Below are 19372 nucleotides of genomic sequence, written 5' to 3'. Positions count from 1 at the left end.
ACTGAACCTACCGCTTGCCACCGGCTCAGCATCGACCCATGCAGCTTAGCTAAGCATTTGAAGTTTGCTGTTCGATTTACGATCAACGCTTTTTTTCCGATCTATAGTCTTCGTTCCTGTACTGAACTCACGGAGCGAGCGTAATGAAGCGAAAAGTCACGACTGCCGACGCCACCGTCACACAGGCCCTGGAGGAAGCCTTGAAACGCTTCGCCAGCAACCACCACGGTAAAAACGCCAGTTACATCCCCTATCTGGCGTCTGTCCCTTCGCAGTTGTTCGGCATCAGCATCATGTTCTGCGACGGCACCCATGCCGAGGTCGGAGACACCGATTACGAGTTCGCCATCGAGTCGATTTCCAAAGTCTTCACCCTCGCCCATGTGCTCGACGAATACAGCCCGCAAACGTTGCGCAGCAAGATTGGCTGTGACCCGACCGGCGAACCTTTTAACTCGGTGGTCGCCCTGGAATTGCACAAAGGCCGACCACTCAACCCGTTTGTAAACGCCGGCGCCATGGCCACCGTCAGCTTGATCAAGGCCGAAAACCCGCAAGTGCGCTGGGAGAAAATCCAGGCCACTTACAACGCCTTTGCCGGGCGCGAGTTAAGCGTCAACGAAGAGGTGTACAAGTCCGAAGCTGCCAGCAATCAGCACAATCGCGGCATCGCCTGGCTGCTGCAAAGTTACGGCTACATGTACGCCGATCCGATGGAAGTTTGCGCCGTGTATACCCGCCAATGTTCGGTGTCGATCACCTGCCAGGACCTGGTCACGATGGGCGTGACCCTGGCTAATGGCGGGGTCAATCCGCTCACCGGAAAACGCGTGGTAGAGGCCAAAAACGTAGCGCCGATACTGTCCGAAATGACCTTAAATGGCCTTTATGACACCACCGGCGACTGGTACTACAAAGTCGGTTTACCCGGCAAAAGCGGTGTTGGCGGCGGGATTCTGGCCGTTGTACCGGGGGTGTGCGCCATCGCCGCCTTTGCCCCGCCACTGGATGTAGCAGGCAACAGCGTTCGCGGCCAATTGGCCGCTGAATATCTCAGCCGCACGCTCAATCTGAGCTTGCTGCACTGATCAGGAAGATTAAGGGAGGCGCAAATGGCTACGACCAGCAAAGCAAAAACTTACATGTCATGGCTCACCATCTGTTTCATGATGGTGGCCGCTGTTGCCAGTATCCGTTCACTACCGACCATGGCCGTTTATGGCCTGGGCTCTATTTTTCTGTATGTGATTCCGGCCCTGCTGTTCTTCATCCCCGTGTCACTGGTGGCCTCTGAACTGGGCACCGGCTGGAACGGCGGGATTTACGGCTGGGTGAGGCAGGCGTACGGCGACCGTCCGGGCTTTTTTATCATGTGGTTCATGTGGGTGCAGGTGGTGGTGTGGTACCCCATCGTGCTCGGATTTGCAGCCAGTACCATGGCTTACTTGATTAACCCGGACCTGGCCAAAAGCGGGGTGTTCACGGCGGCGGTGATCATCGTGTTGTATTGGTTATCAACGTTTGTCGCGCTTAACGGCCTGGGTGCGCTGTCCAAGCTGACGTCCTGGTTCATGTTGCTGGGCACGGCCCTGCCTGCTGCCGTGCTGGTATTGCTGGGCGTGGCCTGGCTGGTACTGGGGCACAAGTCTGCGGCGCCATTAACCCTGGACGCGCTGATCCCGGCCATTTTCGACACTTCCACCACGGTTAAGGCAGGCCCGCACAACCTGCACTCGGACTTGTGGCGCGAATTCACCGGGGTGATTACCGGCCTGGTGTTGATTGTGAGTAACTTTTTGGCGTTTGCCGGTATCGAAATGAACGCCATCCACGCCCGCGAATTGCGTAACCCGCAAAAAGAAATGCCGCGTGCGATTCTTTTGGCGTTCTTTATGATCCTGCTGGTGTTCATCCCGCCGACCGTGGCGATTTCGCTGGTGGTACCGGCTGACTCAACCAGCCTCACAGCCGGTGTGATTCAGGCCTATGCCGCTTTCTTTGCAGGGTTCAACATGCCGTGGGCGACGCCGATCATGGCAATTTTGCTGATTATCGGGGCGTTGGGCGGAGTACTGGCCTGGACGGCAGGGCCTTCGACGGGTCTGTTGTTTGTGGGCAAGGCCGGGATGCTCCCGCCTGTGCTGCAAGAAGTGAACAAAAAAGGCGTACAGAAAAATATTTTGTACCTGCAGGCCGTGATCGTCACGTTGCTCTCAACGATTTACATCTTTATCGACAACGTGTCCGATGCGTTTTGGATGATCAGTGCGATGGCGGCGCTGATGTACCTGATTATTTATGTGTTTATGTTCCTCTCCGCCATGAAGCTGCGTAAAACTCAGCCCAACGTTAAACGCGGCTATGTTCTTAAAGGGCTGCATGGCTGGTGCTACCTGGGGCTGTTCTCGACGTGCGTGGCGTTGGTGTTCGGCTTTATCCCACCGAATAACTTCAGCAGCATGCCGTTTTTCGAGTACGCAGGGGTCTTGTTGATCGGACTGGTGATTGCTGGCGTGCCGCCGTTCATCTTCTATGCGGTGCGCAAACCGTCATGGCAGATGGTGCCAAAAGCCGAGGCCGATCAATATTCAGCGGCATTGCAAGATCTGCAGGACGCCGACGCCAAGGCCGCGAAGGCGTGATGGGCCTGTAGTCGCTGCCAAAGGCTGCGATGGACCGCATCGCGGTCCTGCTTAAAACCGAAGGCCCTTCGGGCCTTATCGCAGCCTGCGGCAGCGACTACAAGGTCGCGGGGAACCGGGTTTTCTACAGGCATAAAAAAAGCGTCCCGAAGGACGCTTTTTTTATGGCCTCTGATGCGATTGGCATCAGTGCCTGATTTTTCACACCCATTACTGCCGGGCAGAAAATGGTCGGGGTAAGGGGATTCGAACTCCTGACATCCTGCTCCCAAAGCAGGCGCGCTACCGGACTGCGCTATACCCCGGTAAAAAAAAGGCACCTTCAAGAGGCGCCTTCTTCGATCAGCGCTTTTGGCCTCTGATCTTAAGATCTAGCTCCAGCGAACTGGAGCCAAAAATGGTGGGTCGTGTGGGATTCGAACCTACGACCAATTGGTTAAAAGCCAACTGCTCTACCAACTGAGCTAACGACCCAAAAATGGTCGGGGTAAGGGGATTCGAACTCCTGACATCCTGCTCCCAAAGCAGGCGCGCTACCGGACTGCGCTATACCCCGGCTTGAAACTGGCTCCACGACCTGGACTCGAACCAGGGACCCAATGATTAACAGTCATTTGCTCTACCAACTGAGCTATCGCGGAACTATTTGTTTCAATTTACAACGTTACTGCTTTACATCTTTGCAGCTCTCTTTGACTTCTTCGCATCGCTGCGTTGGCGTCTCTGAGGCGGGCCATTTTACAACCTTTCAAACCCTTGTCAACCCTTTTTTTTCCTTAGAAGACAATGATTTAGGTCTTCTAATGGGCTTCTTGGTTTGGGCCAAGTTGCCGTTGCGGGTGACTTACTGCGGGGCGCATCTTACAAGCGTTTTCCTTACAGATCAACACCCTAAGTAAAAAAAGGCCTCACTCAGTGAGGCCTTCCTTAAAACACGGGCCTTGAGCCTTATGCGAAGACGATTTCGTCGTCTTTCACACTGGCCACTACCGTGGTGCCTGGCAAGAACTGACCCGAAAGAATCAGTTGTGCCAGCGGGTTTTCGATCCAGCGCTGAATCGCACGTTTGAGTGGCCGTGCGCCATACACCGGGTCGTAACCCACAGCGATCAACTTGTCCAAGGCATCCTGGTTCAGTTCCAGCGTCAGGTCACGCTCAGCCAGACGGCTGCGCAGACGACCCAGCTGGATCTCGGCAATGCCCGCGATCTGATCACGTGCCAGAGGCTCGAAGATCACCACTTCGTCGATCCGGTTCACAAACTCCGGACGGAAGTGCGTACTCACCGCATCCATCACCGCAGCCCGTTGGGCTTCACGATCACCGACCAGTTCCTGGATCTGAGCAGAGCCCAGGTTGGAGGTCATCACGATCACCGTATTGCGGAAATCCACCGTACGGCCATGACTGTCAGTCAGGCGACCGTCTTCAAGCACTTGCAGCAGCACGTTGAACACATCCGGGTGCGCCTTCTCGACTTCATCCAGCAGCACCACCGAGTAAGGCTTGCGCCGTACTGCTTCGGTCAGGTAACCGCCTTCTTCGTAACCCACATACCCTGGTGGCGCACCGATCAGTCGGGCCACGGAATGTTTCTCCATGAACTCGGACATGTCGATCCGTACCATTGCCTCTTCAGTATCAAAGAGGAACTCGGCCAGCGCCTTGCACAACTCGGTTTTACCGACACCGGTTGGGCCCAGGAACATGAACGAGCCGCTTGGACGGTTCGGGTCACTCAAGCCAGCCCGCGAACGACGTACCGCGTTCGCCACGGCCACCACGGCCTCGTCCTGACCAATCACGCGCTCATGCAACAGGTTTTCCATGTTCATGAGTTTTTCGCGTTCGCCTTCGAGCATTTTCGACACGGGGATACCGGTCCACTTCGAGACGACTTCAGCGATTTCTTCTTCGGTCACTTTGCTGCGCAACAACTGGTTCTCAGTCTGGTTGCTGTGCTCGTCGACCATCTGCAGGCTGCGTTCCAGGTCAGGGATGATCCCGTACTGCAACTCGGCCATGCGGTTAAGATTGCCACCGCGGCGTGCCACTTCCAGCTCTTGGCGAGCCTGCTCGATTTTCTGCTGGATCTGGGCAGAACCCTGCACTTCGGCTTTTTCCGAGGTCCAGATTTCTTCCAGGTCAGAATACTCACGCTCATGGCGCTCGATTTCTTCCTGCAGTTTCTCGAGACGTTTTTTCGCCGCCTCATCTTCTTCTTTCTTCAGCGCCTGGGCTTCAACCTTTAGTTGAATCAAGCGGCGCTCAAGACGGTCCAGCACTTCAGGCTTGGAGTCGATCTCCATGCGGATGCGGCTGGCCGCTTCGTCCATCAGGTCGATTGCCTTGTCAGGCAACTGCCGATCAGTGATGTAGCGATGGCTGAGTTTGACCGCCGCAATGATCGCACCGTCGGTGATCGCCACCTTGTGGTGCACTTCATAGCGCTCTTTCAGCCCCCGCAGAATCGCGATGGTGTCTTCTTCACTTGGCTCATCGACCAATACTTTCTGGAAGCGACGCTCAAGCGCTGCGTCCTTCTCTATATATTGGCGGTACTCGTTGAGCGTGGTCGCACCGACGCAATGCAGTTCGCCCCGGGCCAGCGCTGGCTTGAGCATGTTGCCCGCATCCATGGCGCCCTCGCCTTTACCGGCACCGACCATGACGTGCAGTTCGTCGATAAACAGGATGACTTGCCCTTCCTGTTTCGAGAGCTCGTTGAGCACTGCTTTCAGACGCTCTTCGAATTCGCCACGGAACTTGGCACCGGCAATCAGCGCGCCGATGTCCAGCGACAGCAGGCGCTTGCCTTTAAGACCATCCGGCACTTCGCCATTGATGATCCGCTGCGCCAAACCTTCAGCAATCGCGGTTTTACCCACGCCAGGCTCACCGATCAGTACCGGGTTGTTTTTGGTCCGGCGTTGCAAGACCTGAATGGTGCGACGAATCTCATCGTCACGGCCAATCACCGGGTCGAGCTTGCCGTCTTCCGCACGCTTGGTCAGGTCGATGGTGTATTTATCCAGCGCCTGACGCGACTCTTCAGCGTTTGGATCGTTGACCGCTTCGCCGCCACGCAGGTTGTTGATGGCGTTTTCCAGGGCTTTTTTGGTTACGCCCTGGCTCAACAACAATTTACCCAACTTGTTGTTGTCGTCCATCGCGGCCAGCACGACCAGCTCGCTGGTGATGTACTGATCGCCTTTTTGCTGCGCCAGACGATCTGCCTGATTCAACAGACGCGCCAAGTCCTGCGACATATTCACGTCGCCGGTTGGATTCTGAATTTTTGGCAGTTGGTCGAGCTCTTTGGTCAGCTCTTTGCGCAGGCTGTTTACATCAAAACCGACTTGCATCAGCAGCGGCTTGATCGAACCGCCCTGCTGTTCCAACAATGCTTGCATCAAGTGCACAGGCTCAATAGCCGGATGGTCATGACCAACGGCCAATGACTGGGCATCGGACAACGCCAATTGCAACTTGCTGGTTAATCTATCTATACGCATTCGTCACCTTCCTTATGAGCAGGCCGGAGGGATGGAAACTCCTGAATGAAGAAACCTGCCAGATACCTTAGTAGATGCGGGCGGTTTCGAGAGTTTCAAGCGTATAGAAAATGATGTACGTCAACTGGCAGGTGTTTCGATCCAGACCAGTGAGGCGAAACGGCCAGTGCGAGGGCTGCGCCGGTAGGAGAAAAAACGCGGGTCGGTAACGGTGCAAAAACCGCCGCCATACACAGCCGTAATGCCGCAGCGGGCCAGACGCAGGCGCGCCAGCTCATAGATGTCGGCCATGTAGCGGCCTTCATTGATGCTCGGAACAAAAGCCGCAGCGGCGTCGGGCAGGTCTTTTATAAAGACTTCACGCACTTCGCCGCCGACTTCAAAGGCCTTGGGGCCGATGGCCGGGCCAAGCCAGACCAGTATGTCCTGAGGTTCAACATTGAGGCTTTGCGCCGCCGCTTCAAGCACACCGGCCGCCAGCCCGCGCCAACCGGCATGAGCCGCAGCGACGCGAGTGCCCGCGCGATCACAGAACAAGGCAGGCAAACAGTCAGCCGTCATTACCGTACAGGCAATGCCGGGGGTGGCTGTCCAACTGGCATCGGCCTCTGCGATCTGGCCGGGGGTGGCAGGCGCAACGACAACCCCGTGAACCTGGCTAAGCCAGGCGGGCTGTACGTCAAAAATATGGGTCAAGCGATGGCGGTTATGGGCAACGTCGACGGGGTCGTCGCCCACATGGTCGCCCAGATTGAAGCTGTCGAACGGCGCCACACTGACGCCGCCCGCACGGGTGGTCACACAGGCCCTGACGCCTGCCGGCGCGGGCCAGTCAGGAATCAGGAAGGTGTTCATCCGATAAAAGCCTCACGGTCTTGCTTAAGCAGGGTCAGCAACCAGGTAAAGTCGTCCGGCAATGGCGATTCCCAGCTCATGCGTACACCGCTCGTCGGATGATCCAACTCGAGGAAACGCGCATGCAGGGCCTGGCGCGGGAAGTTTTTAAGCGATTCGACCATGTTCACATTCGCTGCCGGCGGGATACGGAAGCGACCGCCGTAGGCAGGGTCTCCGACCAACGGGAAATTAATGTGCGCCATGTGGACGCGAATCTGGTGCGTGCGACCGGTTTCGAGCTTGACCCGCACATGAGTGTGGGAACGGAAACGCTCAAGCACACGGTAATGACTCACCGCCTGCTTGCCGCCTTCCATGACCGCCATGCGCTGGCGTTGCTGGCCGTGACGGCCGATGGGCGCGTTGATCTTGCCCCCGGCGGTGACGACACCGATCACGATGCACTCATAAATACGGCTGACACTGCGGCTCTGCAACTGTGCAACCAGTTGTGTCTGCGCCTGGATGGTCTTGGCGACCACCATCAGACCGGTGGTGTCTTTGTCGAGGCGATGCACGATCCCCGCACGCGGCACATTCACAATGTCCGGCACGTGGTGCAGCAAGGCGTTGAGCAACGTACCGTCGGCGTGACCGGCAGCCGGGTGCACCACCAGGCCCGCAGGCTTGTTGATCACCAGAATGTCATCGTCTTCGTAAACGATATCCAGAGGGATGTCTTGGGCGACCCATTCACCCTGTGCTTCCTGCTCGGCAGTCAGCTCCAGGATGGCACCCCCGTGGACGATATCACGAGGGCGTATGACGGCTCCGTCCACTGTAAGGCGGCCGTCTTTGATCCAGGCGGAAAGGCGCGAGCGCGAGTGCTCAGCGAATAATTGTGCGGCGACTTGATCGAGGCGTTGGCCACCCAGTTCGGACGGCACCTCTTCGCGAAGTTGAATTTTCTCGGACATGCTCATCAGGACCGCGCCAAGCCTTTGGTTTCGGCTGCGCGCTTGTGGTTAAATACGGCGTCTTTTGCCCCGAGGCTTTTCACGGGGCGCTCATCATAACAGGACGGACCCGCCCAAGACAGCGGCCGTCATAGGGACGCAAGCCGCCATGCAAGTGAAACACCTGCTGCTGATCGCCATCCTCGCACTGACCGCCGCTTGCTCGTCGACAAAAGAAGTCGTTGACGAAAACTTGAGCGAAGTCGAGTTGTACCAGCAGGCGCAGGCCGACCTGGACAACAACAGCTATACCAGTGCCACCGCCAAGCTGAAGGCTTTAGAGTCGCGCTACCCGTTCGGCCGTTATGCCGACCAGGCACAGCTCGAACTGATCTACGCCTACTACAAAAACTCCGAACCGGAAGCGGCCAAGTCCGCCGCCGAGCGTTTTATTCGCCTGCATCCGCAGCATCCAAACGTCGACTACGCCTACTACCTCAAGGGCCTGACCTCGTTTGACCAGGACGTTGGCCTGCTGGCGCGCTTCCTGCCGCTGGACATGACCAAGCGTGACCCGGGCGCTGCACGCGACTCCTACAACGAGTTCGCCCAGCTCACCAGCCGTTTCCCGAACAGCCGTTATGCTCCTGACGCCAAGCAACGCATGATTTACCTGCGTAACCTGCTGGCGGCATACGAAATCCACGTGGCCGATTACTACCTGACCCGTCAGGCTTATGTCGCAGCTGCCAACCGTGGCCGTTATGTGGTTGAAAACTTCCAGGAAACCCCTTCGGTCGGTGACGGCCTGGCGGTGATGGTTGAGTCTTACCAGCGCATGCACCTCGACCAACTGGCTGCCACCAGCCTTGAAGTGCTCAAGGACAACTACCCGAACCACCCAAGCCTGGTGAACGGTGAGTTTGTGCCGCAGGTTTCCGAGTCTGACAACCGTTCGTGGCTGAGCAAGGCCACCCTGGGCCTGATCGAGTCATCGACACCGCTGCCACCGGGTGAAACCCGCGCCAACCTCGACATCCAGAAGCAATACCAGGATGCCAAGGACGCCATTCCGTCGGAGCTCAAAGCCAAAGACGCTGATGGCAACATTATCGAAGACCCGGAAGACACCAGCAAAAGCCGCTCGTGGTTCAGCTACATGACCTTTGGTCTGTTCGACTGATTGTTCGGCAATAAAAAAAGAGCCCTTCGGGGCTCTTTTTTTGGTCTGTGATTTGCTGCTGTGCGCCCGCCAAGTCCTTGGCTAAACTGGCTGACCTTTTCTCGAATAGCGGATAACCATGCTTCGTTTACTGATCTGGGCTGCTCTGATTGCGGCTGGCGTGTGGTTCTGGCGCAAATACAAAGCCAGCCTCCAGGCGCCTAAAAAACCGGCCGATCCGGGCGCACAACCGATGGTGCGTTGCGCCCACTGCGGCGTGCACCTGCCGCGCGATCGCGCCCTGAGCAAACAGCAGCAATGGTTCTGCTCACAAGAGCACCTGCAGCAAGGGCCACAAGCCCCCCGCTAAAGTCAAAAGCGCGCTCCTACGGTGGTCACACCCTTGTAGGAGCGAGCTTGCCTCGCGATCTTTTGATCTTGGTTTTACGACTGCTGCGCAGCCGGACGTAGCCTCGCAAGGCTCGTCAACTGCTACGGGTTGGTGTGCTTTAAATCCGCCCGGTCGGCGCATACGGCGCCGGGTCGATAATCGGCTCACGGCCCAGCAACAGGTCGGCAAACAACTGACACGACGCTGGCGCCAGCACCAGGCCATTACGGTAGTGCCCGCAGTTAAGCCACAACCCGTCAAACCCTGATACTCGGCCAATGTACGGGATGCCTTCGGGCGAGCCCGGTCGCAGGCCAGCCCAATGCCCCACTAACTCGGCGTCCGCCAGCGCAGGGATCAACTCAACGGCCGAAGCCTTAAGGCTTTCAAGCGCTACGTCGGTCGGGGTTTTATCAAAGCCTTCGTGCTCCAGCGTACTGCCGATCAAGATATGCCCATCCCGGCGCGGGATCGCATAACGGCCTTTTGCCAAGACCATGCTCGACAGCAGATCAGGCGCGCACTTGTACAAGATCATCTGCCCTTTTACCGGCTCCACTGGCAGCTCCAGGCCCAAAAGGCCCAGCAACTCGCCGCTCCAGGCACCCGCCGACAACACCACCTGGTCGCCGCGAATCTCACCCTGCGCGGTGTTAACACCGGCAATGGTGCTGCCCTCACGAATAAACCCCTGCACCTCACAGTGTTCATGAATCGTCACATTCGCCATGGCGTGCAGCGCCGCTTTCAGTGATTTAACCAGCCGCGGGTTACGTACGTTCGCCACATCCGCCATGTAAATCGCACGCGAGTAGCCACGGCCCAGTACGGGCACGGCCTGTTCTACTGCCGGGATCTCAACGGCACTTAAAGGGCGACCTTCACGTTGCGCCCACGCCAGCGCTAGCTCTTCGTCTTCGAGGTCCAGCCAGTACAGGCCGGTGGTGTGGACTTCTGGATCAACACCGGTGGTGTTGAACAGCCGGTCGGCCAGTTGTGGATAAAAATCCTGCGACCAATGCGCCAATGCCGTGACGGCCGGGTTGTAGCGCCAAGGGTACAGGGGCGAGACAATCCCGCCGCCGGCCCATGAAGACTCCTGCCCGACGCCACTGCGATCCAGCAAAACCACGTGCTCAACCTCGGCCGCCAGGTTAAACGCCGTCAGAAGCCCGATCACGCCACCGCCTACAATCACCACTCGTTGCTGCTTAGCCATCTATCCACTCAGCTCAAAAAATGCACATTAATCGTCAGCGCCCCCAACACTGTTGCCTTGTCAGGTCCGGGGCGGCGTTTGTATTGGCTGCCAGGCCCACGTGGTTCAACGTGTAGTCACCACAGGCGTCTCCCGCCATGGGCGAGTCTGCTCGACGTGTCGCCGTTAACAAGTAGGTGTGATCGGCGAGCTCAGAGGTCATCAGGTAGTGCTGATTACCCGGGCTGACATTTTCCGCCCCACTGTATAAACCTTTTTTCGCATAAAAACGCTCAAGACTTTGGGATTGTTCTGACAACAGCAGCACCAACTGAGCGCGATAGCCGCGCTTCACTGAGTCGCTGTAAAGCGGATACGCAAACGCGCCAAGGATGCCGATGATCGCCACCACGATCATAAGCTCCATCAAAGTGAACCCTGCGTCATACCGATTCATATCGTTGCCCTTACTGGATTTGCCGCCACATGATGCGTCGAAACTGCTGGCGCACAGGTTCATTCGCCTCGCTGTCTGCGGGCTGGTAACGCACATAAACGCTCTCTAGCACCGTACGCGAAGGGCCGCGCGCACCCACGGCGGTCACACGGTAAAAGTGCGCGGAAGCAATACCGGGCAAGTGCGCAGGCGTCACGCCCGCCCCAATGCTTTGAAGGCCAAACACGCCCTCAGGCGCCTTGAGCCACAACACCCCGGACTGCGGGTCCAGGCCGGGTAAAACCTGTGTGCGGGCCGACGAAGGCGGCACGCATCGAGTCGGCGCGCTACATGCCAGCAGCTCACGCCACTGCGTCTGCACCTGCGCCTCGCCCATGCGTAGCCCCGTTTCAGCGGCCTGCAGTGACTGGTTGGCAAACCACACACTGCCGGCCATTTTTTCTTGCTGCACGGCGCTCTGTAAGGAGGTAAGCCCCAGCACACTGAGCAACAGCAACAATGTCAGGCTTACCAGCAGGACCATGCCCGACTGTTTACGCGGGTAATCGCGCATAAGCCCCCTAACCCAGCCGATTACGCAGGGCCACCACTAAGTGGTAGGTCTGGTCCTTTACCCGCGCCTTGGGATCGCGCAGTGTCAGGACGATTTTCAGGCTGCGGATACTGGCCAAACTACTTGGGCTTTGCTCATAGCGCTGAACCGATGCCCCCGCGGCCGAACCGGCGACACCAAACATCACCTCAAACGCCGCCACGTTATCCAGAAGCACCGTTTTACTTGAGCCCGTCTTGAGTTGCCCGTTCTCAAACCAGTAAACAACGGTACGCAGTGCAAAGGCGGTTTCACCGGGCGCCAACGGCCCAGGCTGCCCGGCATAGGCCTGTGCATAACGTTTACAGTCCGACACCACCGTCCAGTCTGGCCGGGTGCCTTGCAGGCCGACATCGCCACTGACGAACCGCCACGACCTGGAACCCGCTGCGCCCTGCCATGAAACAGGCGTCTGGAACACGGCAGGCGCATTGATGATGCTGTCTGCCGACAGGCAGCCGAACATGCCAACCATGCGAATTTCCTGCGCGATTTTGCTCAGGACAAAACGGGCGTCTTCTTGGGCGATGGCGGCGGCATACTGCGCAAGGTAAGTCTCACGGGCACTCAAAAATACCTGCGTGGCTCCCGATACCAGCAGCACGCCCAGCGCCAGAGCGATCAGCAGCTCTATCAGGCCAAACCCGGTATTGCGGCGTGTCATGAGGCGCCCACCGCGAACCCGGATGTGATCTGGCTGGTCAGGCTGAATGTTTGCCACTGGCCCCCGGCACGCGTGTCGTCCCATTGCAGAGTGATGGCCACCTGACGCTCGTTGATCGCAATGCTGCCTTTGGCACTTGCCCCACCGAATTGGCGAACATTGCGCTTGAAGTCACTCAAATCCTGGCCCAGCACACTGTGCAACCCCGATCCGGCACTCTGCCCTGCGTAATCAGCCGCAGGGTTGGCGCGAATACGATCCAGCATGTCGTAGGCAATAAAACTGGCTTGGGTGGTCATTAACGCGCTGTCGGTGTGTTTCAGCGCATTCAGCTGTACGGCCGCCGCCCCCAGCAGCCCGCCCGCCAAAATAACCGTCGCCACTAGCACCTCAATCAAGGTGACTCCGCTTTGCCGGCATTTATACGATCGATTCATGTGCGCCACCCTGGCCTTCACTCGTCGACACGTCCTGTGTCGACCTGCCAAAAGCCTAGCCCTGCACACGGGCCATGTTTGTAGGATCTGGCTGGTAAAGCGCCGGGACTAATCGTCCATTCAGGTCAGCTACCTAACGCTGATAACGCTTTAAACATGCTGAAATCGTTGCATGAGCAGCACCCGCCATGGCTGAGCTATACCGATACAAGCGCAAGGAAGCGCGAGGGCATGTCCAGGGAGGACAACGTGTATCAACACGGCATGAGCATGATCCAACTGTTGTTCACGCTGGCGATTGTCGCGATTACCGCGCAATTCGCCGGCCCGGCCTACGGCGTTCTGGTTGAACAGCAACGCCGTCAGGTCGCGGCCGAACAATTGGCCAGCGGTTTGCGTAACGCGCGCACCGAGGCGCTGGTTCGCCACCACTATGTAGTGGTGCACGCACTGCAAGACGATTGGAGCAAAGGCTGGAGGATTATTCTGGATCAGAGCGGCCGGGGGCATCTGGATGAGAGCAACCCGGTCCTTGCGTACAAGCAAGGCAACGCGCAAATACCGATTGCCGGTAATACACCGGTCAAACATTACGTGCGGTTCAACCCGCTGGGCGAACCGTTATTAAGTGGCGGGGCATTTCAGGCGGGGACGTTACATGTTTGCCAGGCCGACACCGCTCTGAGCCACTACCAGGTGGTACTCGCCAAGAGCGGTCGCATCAGCCTGCGCAGCGATCAAGCAACGCAGGCATTGTGTGCCACGGCTTAAATCAGGGAGCGAACGCGCAGTTCTTTAGGCATCGAGAAGGTGATGTTCTCTTCGCGGCCAGCCAGTTCGTCTGCCCCCGTTGCGCCCCAGGCATGCAACTGCTGAATCACACCGCGCACCAGCACCTCAGGCGCCGACGCCCCTGCGGTAATACCAATGCGCTGCACACCTTCAAACCAGCTTTGTTGCAGGTCTTCGGCACCATCAATCAGGTAAGCCGGGGTGGCCATGCGTTCAGCCAGCTCGCGCAAACGGTTGGAGTTTGAGCTGTTCGGGCTACCCACCACCAAGACCACGTCGCACTCGTCGGCCAGTTGCTTAACCGCATCCTGACGGTTTTGCGTGGCGTAGCAGATGTCGTCCTTGCGCGGGCCGCCAATGGCCGGGAAGCGCGAACGCAGCGCGTCGATCACACGGCTGGTGTCGTCCATCGACAAGGTGGTCTGAGTCACAAACGCGAGTTTTTCGGGGTTGTTGACGTGCAGGTTGGCGACATCTTTTTCGTCTTCAACCAAATAAATCGCGCCGCCATTGCTCGCGTCGTACTGCCCCATGGTGCCTTCGACTTCCGGGTGCCCGGCGTGGCCGATCAAGATGCACTCACGGCCATCGCGGCTGTAACGTGCCACTTCGATATGCACCTTGGTCACCAGCGGGCAGGTGGCATCGAACACTTTGAGGCCACGGCCTGCAGCTTCGGTACGCACGGCCTGGGAAACGCCGTGGGCACTGAAAATCACGATGACGTCATCCGGCACCTGGTCCAGCTCTTCAACAAAGATCGCGCCACGGGAGCGCAGGTCTTCGACCACAAATTTGTTGTGCACCACTTCGTGGCGAACATAAATAGGCGGACCGAAGACTTCGAGAGCGCGATTGACGATTTCAATCGCTCGGTCCACCCCAGCGCAGAAGCCACGGGGGTTGGCGAGTTTGATGTGCATGCTGAGCCTCGTGGGTCGCGCAGAAAAAAAATGCCAATCAGGCCCGGCACACGCCGGGCTCTGAATTACAGCGCTTTAACGTCTTTGATTTCCACGTCGAAGGTCAGGGTTTTGCCTGACAACGGGTGGTTGAAATCGATGGTCACTTGCTCGTCGTCAAAGGCTTTGACCACACCCGGCAGCTCGGTGTTGGCCGCGTCATTGAAGATCACCAGCAAACCTTCAGACAAGTCCATGTCCTTGAACTGCGAACGAGGAATGATCTGTACGTTTTGCGGGTTGGGCTGGCCGAACGCGTTTTCCGGGGGGATTTGCAGGGTGCGTTTGTCGCCCGCCTTGAAGCCGAACAAAGCGGCTTCAAAACCTGGCAACAGGCTGCCATCACCCACCTTGAAGGTCGCCGGGGACTTGTCGAATGTACTGTCGACGGTGTCGCCATTCTCCAGGCGCAATGCGAAATGCAGCGTGACTTCCGTGTTCTGGCCAATACGTTGCTCAGTCATGAGCCGGTTCTCCAGACTTTTTACTTTTGAACATATCCAGTGCCAGCATCACCGCACCCACGCAAATCGCACTGTCGGCGAAGTTGAAGGCCGGGAAATACCAGCGGTTTTGCCAATGCACCAGAATGAAATCGACCACATGACCGTACACAATCCGGTCATACAGGTTGCCCAACGCGCCGCCCAAAATCAGCGCCAGCGCAATCGCCAACCAGGTGTCATTGCGCCCAAGGCGCTTGAGCCAGACGATCAGCACGGCGCTGACCACAATGGCGATCAGGGCAAACAGCCAACGCTGCCAGCCAGCACTGTCAGCCAAAAAGCTGAAGGCTGCGCCGGTGTTGTAGGCCAGCGTCCAGCTGAACAGGTCCGGGATGACCACGATTTGCTGGTACATCTGCAAGGCGTTGTCGAAATAGACCTTGCTGGTCAGGTCAATGACCAGGACCAGCACAGTCAACCAGAGCCAGCCCAGGCGCCCGAAGCGCCCGGCAGTGCTGGTGTTAGGCATAGTGACGTACCTCACCGGTGCCGCTGATGTTGTCAACGCAACGGCCGCAGATTTCCGGATGCTCCGGGTTCACGCCCACGTCTTCACGGCAATGCCAGCAGCGCGCGCACTTGGCGTGTGCCGACTTGACCACTTTGAGCTTGAGGCCCGGTACTTCGGTGACCACAGCGTCAGCCGGTGCCAGCGCAAAAGGCGCAACACTGGCGGTGGAGGTGATCAGGACGAAGCGCAGTTCGTTGCTCAGCTTGGACAGGTCAGCGGCCAGTTCAGCTTCGGCGAACAAGGTCACTTCTGCCTGCAAGTTGCCGCCAATGGCCTTGGCTGCGCGCAGGTTTTCCATTTCCTTGTTGACCGCAACCTTGACCGCCATGATCCGCTCCCAGTAGTCGCGGTCCAGCTCGGTGCCTTCCGGCAGTTCGCTCAGGCCGTCATACCAGGTGTTGAGCATGACCGATTCGTTGCGCTCGCCCGGCAGGTATTGCCACAGTTCGTCGGCGGTGAAGGCCAGGATCGGAGCGATCCAGCGCACCAGCGCTTCAGAGATGTGGAACAGCGCGGTCTGGCACGAACGGCGGGCCTTGCTGTTGGCGCCCGTGGTGTACTGGCGGTCCTTGATGATGTCGAGGTAGAAACCACCGAGTTCCTGGACGCAGAAGTTGTGCACTTTGGAGTACACGTTCCAGAAACGGTATTCGCCGTAGTGCAGCTCCAGCTCACGTTGCAGCAACAGGGCGCGGTCTACTGCCCAACGGTCCAGCGCGAGCATTTCTTCAGCAGGCAGCAGGTCGGTGGCCGGGTTGAAGCCGGTCAGGTTGGAAAGCAGGAAGCGCGCGGTGTTACGGATACGCCGGTAGGCGTCCGCACTGCGTTGCAGGATCTGGTCAGACACTGCGATTTCGCCCGAGTAGTCGGTCGAGGCTACCCACAGACGCATGATGTCAGCGCCCAGGGTGTCGTTGACCTTCTGCGGTGCAATCACGTTGCCCAGAGACTTGGACATTTTGCGGCCCGCTTCGTCCACGGTGAAACCGTGAGTCAGCAGTTCGCGGTACGGCGCGTGGTTGTCGATGGCGCAGCCGGTCAGCAACGACGAGTGGAACCAGCCACGGTGCTGGTCGGAACCCTCAAGGTACAGATCGGCACGCGGGCCGGTCTCGTGGCCCATCGGGTGCGAACCGCGCAGCACGTGCCAATGGGTAGTACCCGAATCGAACCATACATCCAGGGTGTCGCTGATTTTGTCGTACAGCGGCGCTTCGTCGCCCAACAGCTCGGCCGGGTCCAGCTTGAACCAGGCTTCGATGCCTTCGACTTCAACGCGCTTGGCCACTTCTTCCATCATTTCGACGGTACGTGGGTGCAGCTCACCGCTTTCCTTGTTCAGGAAGAACGGGATCGGCACGCCCCAGTTACGTTGACGCGAGATGCACCAGTCTGGACGGTTGGCGATCATCGAATGCAGGCGCGCCTGGCCCCAGGCTGGTACGAACTGGGTGTCTTCGATGGCTTGCAGTGCGCGGGTACGCAGGGTATCGCCCGCTACTGGCTCTTTGTCCATACCGATAAACCACTGCGCGGTTGCGCGGTAGATCAGCGGGGTTTTGTGACGCCAGCAGTGCATGTAGCTGTGGCTGATGGTTTCGGTGAACATCAACGCGTCGACTTCGGTCAACTTGTCGATGATGTTCTGGTTGGCTTTCCAGATGAACTGGCCACCGAAGAACTCCAGCGACGGCACGTACACGCCATTGCTTTGAACCGGGTTGATGATGTCGTCGTTGACCATGCCATAGGCTTTGCAGGTCACGAAGTCGTCTACGCCGTAAGCCGGTGCGGAGTGAACCACGCCGGTGCCAGCGCCCAGTTCAACGTACTCAGCCAGGTAAACAGGCGACAGGCGGTCGTAGAACGGGTGACGGAAGTTGATCAGTTCCAGTGCCGAACCGGTGGTGGTGGCGATCACAGACCCTTGCAGGTTGTAACGCGCCAGGCTCGATTCAACCAGCTCTTCAGCGAGCACCAACAGTTTGTCGCCCACGTCGACCAGCGCGTAGGTGAACTCCGGGTGCACGTTCAGCGCCTGGTTGGCCGGGATGGTCCACGGGGTGGTGGTCCAGATCACGATCGCAGCCGACTTGCTCAAGGTTGCCAGGCCAAAGGCCTCGGCCAGCTTGGCGTCATCGGCAACCGGGAAGGCAACGTCGATGGCCGACGACTTTTTGTCCTGGTATTCGACTTCTGCTTCAGCCAGGGCCGAGCCGCAATCGAAGCACCAGTTCACTGGCTTCAGACCTTTGAAGACGAAACCGCCTTTGACGATTTCGGCCAGGGCACGGATTTCACCGGCCTCGTTTTTGAAGTCCATGGTTTTGTACGGGTTGGCGAAGTCACCCAGCACACCCAGGCGGATGAACTCGGATTTCTGGCCTTCGATCTGCTCGGTCGCGTAGGCACGGCACAGCTCGCGGGTTTTATCCGCGGACAGGTTTTTACCGTGAGTCACTTCAACCTTGTGCTCAATAGGCAGACCGTGACAGTCCCAGCCCGGTACGTACGGCGCATCGAAACCGGCGAGGGTTTTCGAACGCACGATCATGTCTTTCAGAATCTTGTTCAGCGCATGACCGATGTGAATCGTACCGTTGGCGTACGGAGGACCGTCATGAAGTACGAACTTCGGACGATCCTTACTAATCTCGCGCAACTTCCCGTACAGGCCAATGCTGTCCCAGCGCTGCAAAATTTGCGGTTCGCGCTGTGGCAGGCCGGCCTTCATTGGGAAGGCTGTGTCCGGAAGGTTTAACGTGGATTTGTAGTCGGTCATTTCAGGCTCTTTTTAAGCGGTTGACCCAGCCAAAAGGCTCGGGCGGCGGCGACGTCCGCATTGATCGCCGTCTTGAGCGCCTCCAGGGAGGCAAAACGCTGCTCATCACGCAGCTTGTGGTGGAATGCCACGGTCAATCGCTGGCCATACAAATCGCCAGCGAAATCCAATAGATGTACTTCAAGATGGGCGTTGCCATCCCCTGCTACGGTAGGTCTGACGCCGATATTCGCGACGCCGGGCCAGGTTTTGCCATCGATCTCGACGCTCACCAGGTACACCCCGGTCAACGGAACACGACGACGCTTGAGCTGGATATTGGCGGTTGGCGTGCCCAATTGGCGCGCCAGCTTTTGCCCGTGCAATACCGTGCCGGCAATCTGGAACGGGCGGCCCAGCAAGCGTTCTGCCTGGGCGAAATCGCCCTTGGCCAGCGCATCACGCACCTGGGTGCTGCTGATGCGCACGCCGTCCAGCTCAACAGTTTGCGCGGCTTCGACGGTAAAGTTCTGCATGACGCCTGCTTGTTGCAGGAAGTCAAAATCACCGACCCGGTCGCAGCCAAAGCGGAAGTCGTCACCGACCTCAAGGTGCTGCACACCCAGGCCATCGACCAGGATCGTGTCGACAAACTCGGCTGCGCTGAGCTTGCACAGTCGTTGATTGAACGCCAGGCACAGCACCCGATCAACCCCGGCGTCAGCCAGCAGCTGCAATTTGTCGCGCAGGCGAGCCAGACGCGCCGGAGCGGTTTCAGGGGCAAAGAATTCGCGCGGCTGGGGCTCAAAAATCACCACGCAGCTGGGCACGCCCAACTCCAGTGCACGTTCACGCAGCCGCTCCAGGATAGCCTGGTGACCACGGTGTACACCGTCAAAGTTGCCAATAGTGGCGACACAGCCCCGATCTTGGGGCCGCAGATTGTGAAGGCCTCGAACCAGCTGCATAACGCGCTTCTTGCTCATAA

The 19372-nt window shown here is 58.2% G+C and carries 18 protein-coding genes and 4 tRNA genes; 5 read left to right on the top strand and 17 right to left on the bottom strand.

Annotation, left to right across the window (positions count from 1 at the left end):
* Nucleotides 1–143 precede the first annotated feature (143 nt).
* On the top strand, nucleotides 144–1088 hold the full coding sequence (glsA, locus tag ACJJU9_RS03760; protein WP_048367346.1) for a glutaminase A: 945 nt from the start codon (nucleotides 144–146) through the stop codon (nucleotides 1086–1088).
* A 24-nt stretch (nucleotides 1089–1112) separates the two neighbouring features.
* Nucleotides 1113–2642: an amino acid permease gene (locus tag ACJJU9_RS03755; RefSeq protein WP_123751297.1), complete on the top strand. Its 1530-nt coding sequence runs from the start codon at nucleotides 1113–1115 to the stop codon at nucleotides 2640–2642.
* A gap of 228 nt (nucleotides 2643–2870) precedes the next feature.
* Here the strand turns inward: ACJJU9_RS03755 and ACJJU9_RS03750 are convergent.
* The 7 genes from ACJJU9_RS03750 to rluD all read right to left on the bottom strand — a co-directional run bounded on the left by ACJJU9_RS03750 (nucleotide 2871) and on the right by rluD (nucleotide 7972).
* A tRNA-Pro gene (locus ACJJU9_RS03750) sits at nucleotides 2871–2947 on the bottom strand.
* 93 nt (nucleotides 2948–3040) lie between these two features.
* Nucleotides 3041–3116 (bottom strand) — tRNA-Lys (locus ACJJU9_RS03745).
* 5 nt (nucleotides 3117–3121) lie between these two features.
* Nucleotides 3122–3198: transfer RNA gene (locus ACJJU9_RS03740), tRNA-Pro, on the bottom strand.
* 9 nt (nucleotides 3199–3207) lie between these two features.
* Nucleotides 3208–3283 (bottom strand) — tRNA-Asn (locus ACJJU9_RS03735).
* 307 nt (nucleotides 3284–3590) lie between these two features.
* Nucleotides 3591–6158 (bottom strand): ATP-dependent chaperone ClpB, encoded by a 2568-nt coding sequence (gene clpB, locus ACJJU9_RS03730; protein WP_123751296.1) that lies wholly within the window; start codon nucleotides 6156–6158, stop codon nucleotides 3591–3593.
* Nucleotides 6159–6278: 120 nt separating this feature from the next.
* A complete protein-coding gene (gene pgeF / locus ACJJU9_RS03725; RefSeq protein ID WP_407730084.1) occupies nucleotides 6279–7013 on the bottom strand; it encodes a peptidoglycan editing factor PgeF in 735 nt (244 codons plus the stop codon).
* Nucleotides 7010–7972, bottom strand: coding sequence for a 23S rRNA pseudouridine(1911/1915/1917) synthase RluD (gene rluD, locus ACJJU9_RS03720; RefSeq protein WP_048367800.1), 963 nt, complete (start codon nucleotides 7970–7972; stop codon nucleotides 7010–7012). Before rluD ends, pgeF begins: the two co-directional genes overlap by 4 nt.
* A 148-nt stretch (nucleotides 7973–8120) precedes the next feature.
* Here rluD and ACJJU9_RS03715 point away from each other — a divergent pair, with 148 nt between their 5' ends.
* Both ACJJU9_RS03715 and ACJJU9_RS03710 read left to right on the top strand, forming a co-directional pair.
* Nucleotides 8121–9134, top strand: a complete 1014-nt coding sequence (locus tag ACJJU9_RS03715; RefSeq protein ID WP_048367350.1) for an outer membrane protein assembly factor BamD — start codon at nucleotides 8121–8123, stop codon at nucleotides 9132–9134.
* 118 nt (nucleotides 9135–9252) lie between these two features.
* Nucleotides 9253–9483, top strand: a complete 231-nt coding sequence (locus ACJJU9_RS03710; RefSeq protein ID WP_048367351.1) for a PP0621 family protein — start codon at nucleotides 9253–9255, stop codon at nucleotides 9481–9483.
* 139 nt (nucleotides 9484–9622) lie between these two features.
* Here the strand turns inward: ACJJU9_RS03710 and thiO are convergent, their stop codons facing one another.
* Genes thiO through pilV form a run of 5 tightly spaced genes read right to left on the bottom strand, consistent with a single transcriptional unit; the run spans nucleotide 9623 to nucleotide 12852 of the window.
* Nucleotides 9623–10723, bottom strand: coding sequence for a glycine oxidase ThiO (gene thiO, locus ACJJU9_RS03705; RefSeq protein WP_407730083.1), 1101 nt, complete (start codon nucleotides 10721–10723; stop codon nucleotides 9623–9625).
* A 34-nt stretch (nucleotides 10724–10757) separates the two neighbouring features.
* Complete coding sequence (locus ACJJU9_RS03700) at nucleotides 10758–11159, bottom strand: type IV pilin protein (protein WP_407730082.1); 402 nt, start codon at nucleotides 11157–11159, stop codon at nucleotides 10758–10760.
* Between the two features lie 10 nt (nucleotides 11160–11169).
* Entirely contained in the window at nucleotides 11170–11712 is a 543-nt protein-coding gene (locus tag ACJJU9_RS03695; protein WP_407730081.1) for a PilX N-terminal domain-containing pilus assembly protein, read from the bottom strand.
* A 7-nt stretch (nucleotides 11713–11719) separates the two neighbouring features.
* Entirely contained in the window at nucleotides 11720–12415 is a 696-nt protein-coding gene (locus ACJJU9_RS03690; RefSeq protein ID WP_407730080.1) for a PilW family protein, read from the bottom strand.
* Nucleotides 12412–12852: a type IV pilus modification protein PilV gene (pilV, locus tag ACJJU9_RS03685; protein WP_407730079.1), complete on the bottom strand. Its 441-nt coding sequence runs from the start codon at nucleotides 12850–12852 to the stop codon at nucleotides 12412–12414. Before pilV ends, ACJJU9_RS03690 begins: the two co-directional genes overlap by 4 nt.
* A 231-nt stretch (nucleotides 12853–13083) precedes the next feature.
* Here pilV and ACJJU9_RS03680 point away from each other — a divergent pair, with 231 nt between their 5' ends.
* Entirely contained in the window at nucleotides 13084–13623 is a 540-nt protein-coding gene (locus ACJJU9_RS03680) for a GspH/FimT family pseudopilin (RefSeq protein ID WP_407730078.1), read from the top strand.
* Here the strand turns inward: ACJJU9_RS03680 and ispH are convergent.
* From ispH to ribF, 5 genes are all read right to left on the bottom strand, one after another.
* Complete coding sequence (gene ispH, locus ACJJU9_RS03675) at nucleotides 13620–14567, bottom strand: 4-hydroxy-3-methylbut-2-enyl diphosphate reductase (protein WP_048367366.1); 948 nt, start codon at nucleotides 14565–14567, stop codon at nucleotides 13620–13622. The two genes, ACJJU9_RS03680 and ispH, sit on opposite strands and share 4 nt — an antisense overlap.
* 65 nt (nucleotides 14568–14632) lie before the next feature.
* Complete coding sequence (gene fkpB / locus ACJJU9_RS03670; RefSeq protein ID WP_407730077.1) at nucleotides 14633–15070, bottom strand: FKBP-type peptidyl-prolyl cis-trans isomerase; 438 nt, start codon at nucleotides 15068–15070, stop codon at nucleotides 14633–14635.
* Nucleotides 15063–15581, bottom strand: a complete 519-nt coding sequence (gene lspA, locus ACJJU9_RS03665) for a signal peptidase II (protein WP_048367375.1) — start codon at nucleotides 15579–15581, stop codon at nucleotides 15063–15065. Before lspA ends, fkpB begins: the two co-directional genes overlap by 8 nt.
* The gene (ileS, locus tag ACJJU9_RS03660) at nucleotides 15574–18405 is read right to left on the bottom strand and encodes an isoleucine--tRNA ligase (protein WP_407730076.1); all 2832 of its coding nucleotides are present in this window, start codon (nucleotides 18403–18405) and stop codon (nucleotides 15574–15576) included. The genes lspA and ileS overlap by 8 nt, the downstream gene beginning before the upstream one ends.
* On the bottom strand, nucleotides 18402–19352 hold the full coding sequence (ribF, locus tag ACJJU9_RS03655; RefSeq protein WP_048388080.1) for a bifunctional riboflavin kinase/FAD synthetase: 951 nt from the start codon (nucleotides 19350–19352) through the stop codon (nucleotides 18402–18404). The genes ileS and ribF overlap by 4 nt, the downstream gene beginning before the upstream one ends.
* Between the last annotated feature and the right edge of the window lie 20 nt (nucleotides 19353–19372).

Origin of the sequence: Pseudomonas helleri, assembly GCF_045830615.1 — a bacterium.
Classification (GTDB): domain Bacteria; phylum Pseudomonadota; class Gammaproteobacteria; order Pseudomonadales; family Pseudomonadaceae; genus Aquipseudomonas; species Aquipseudomonas helleri.
This window is presented reverse-complemented; position numbering and strand designations above follow the sequence as displayed.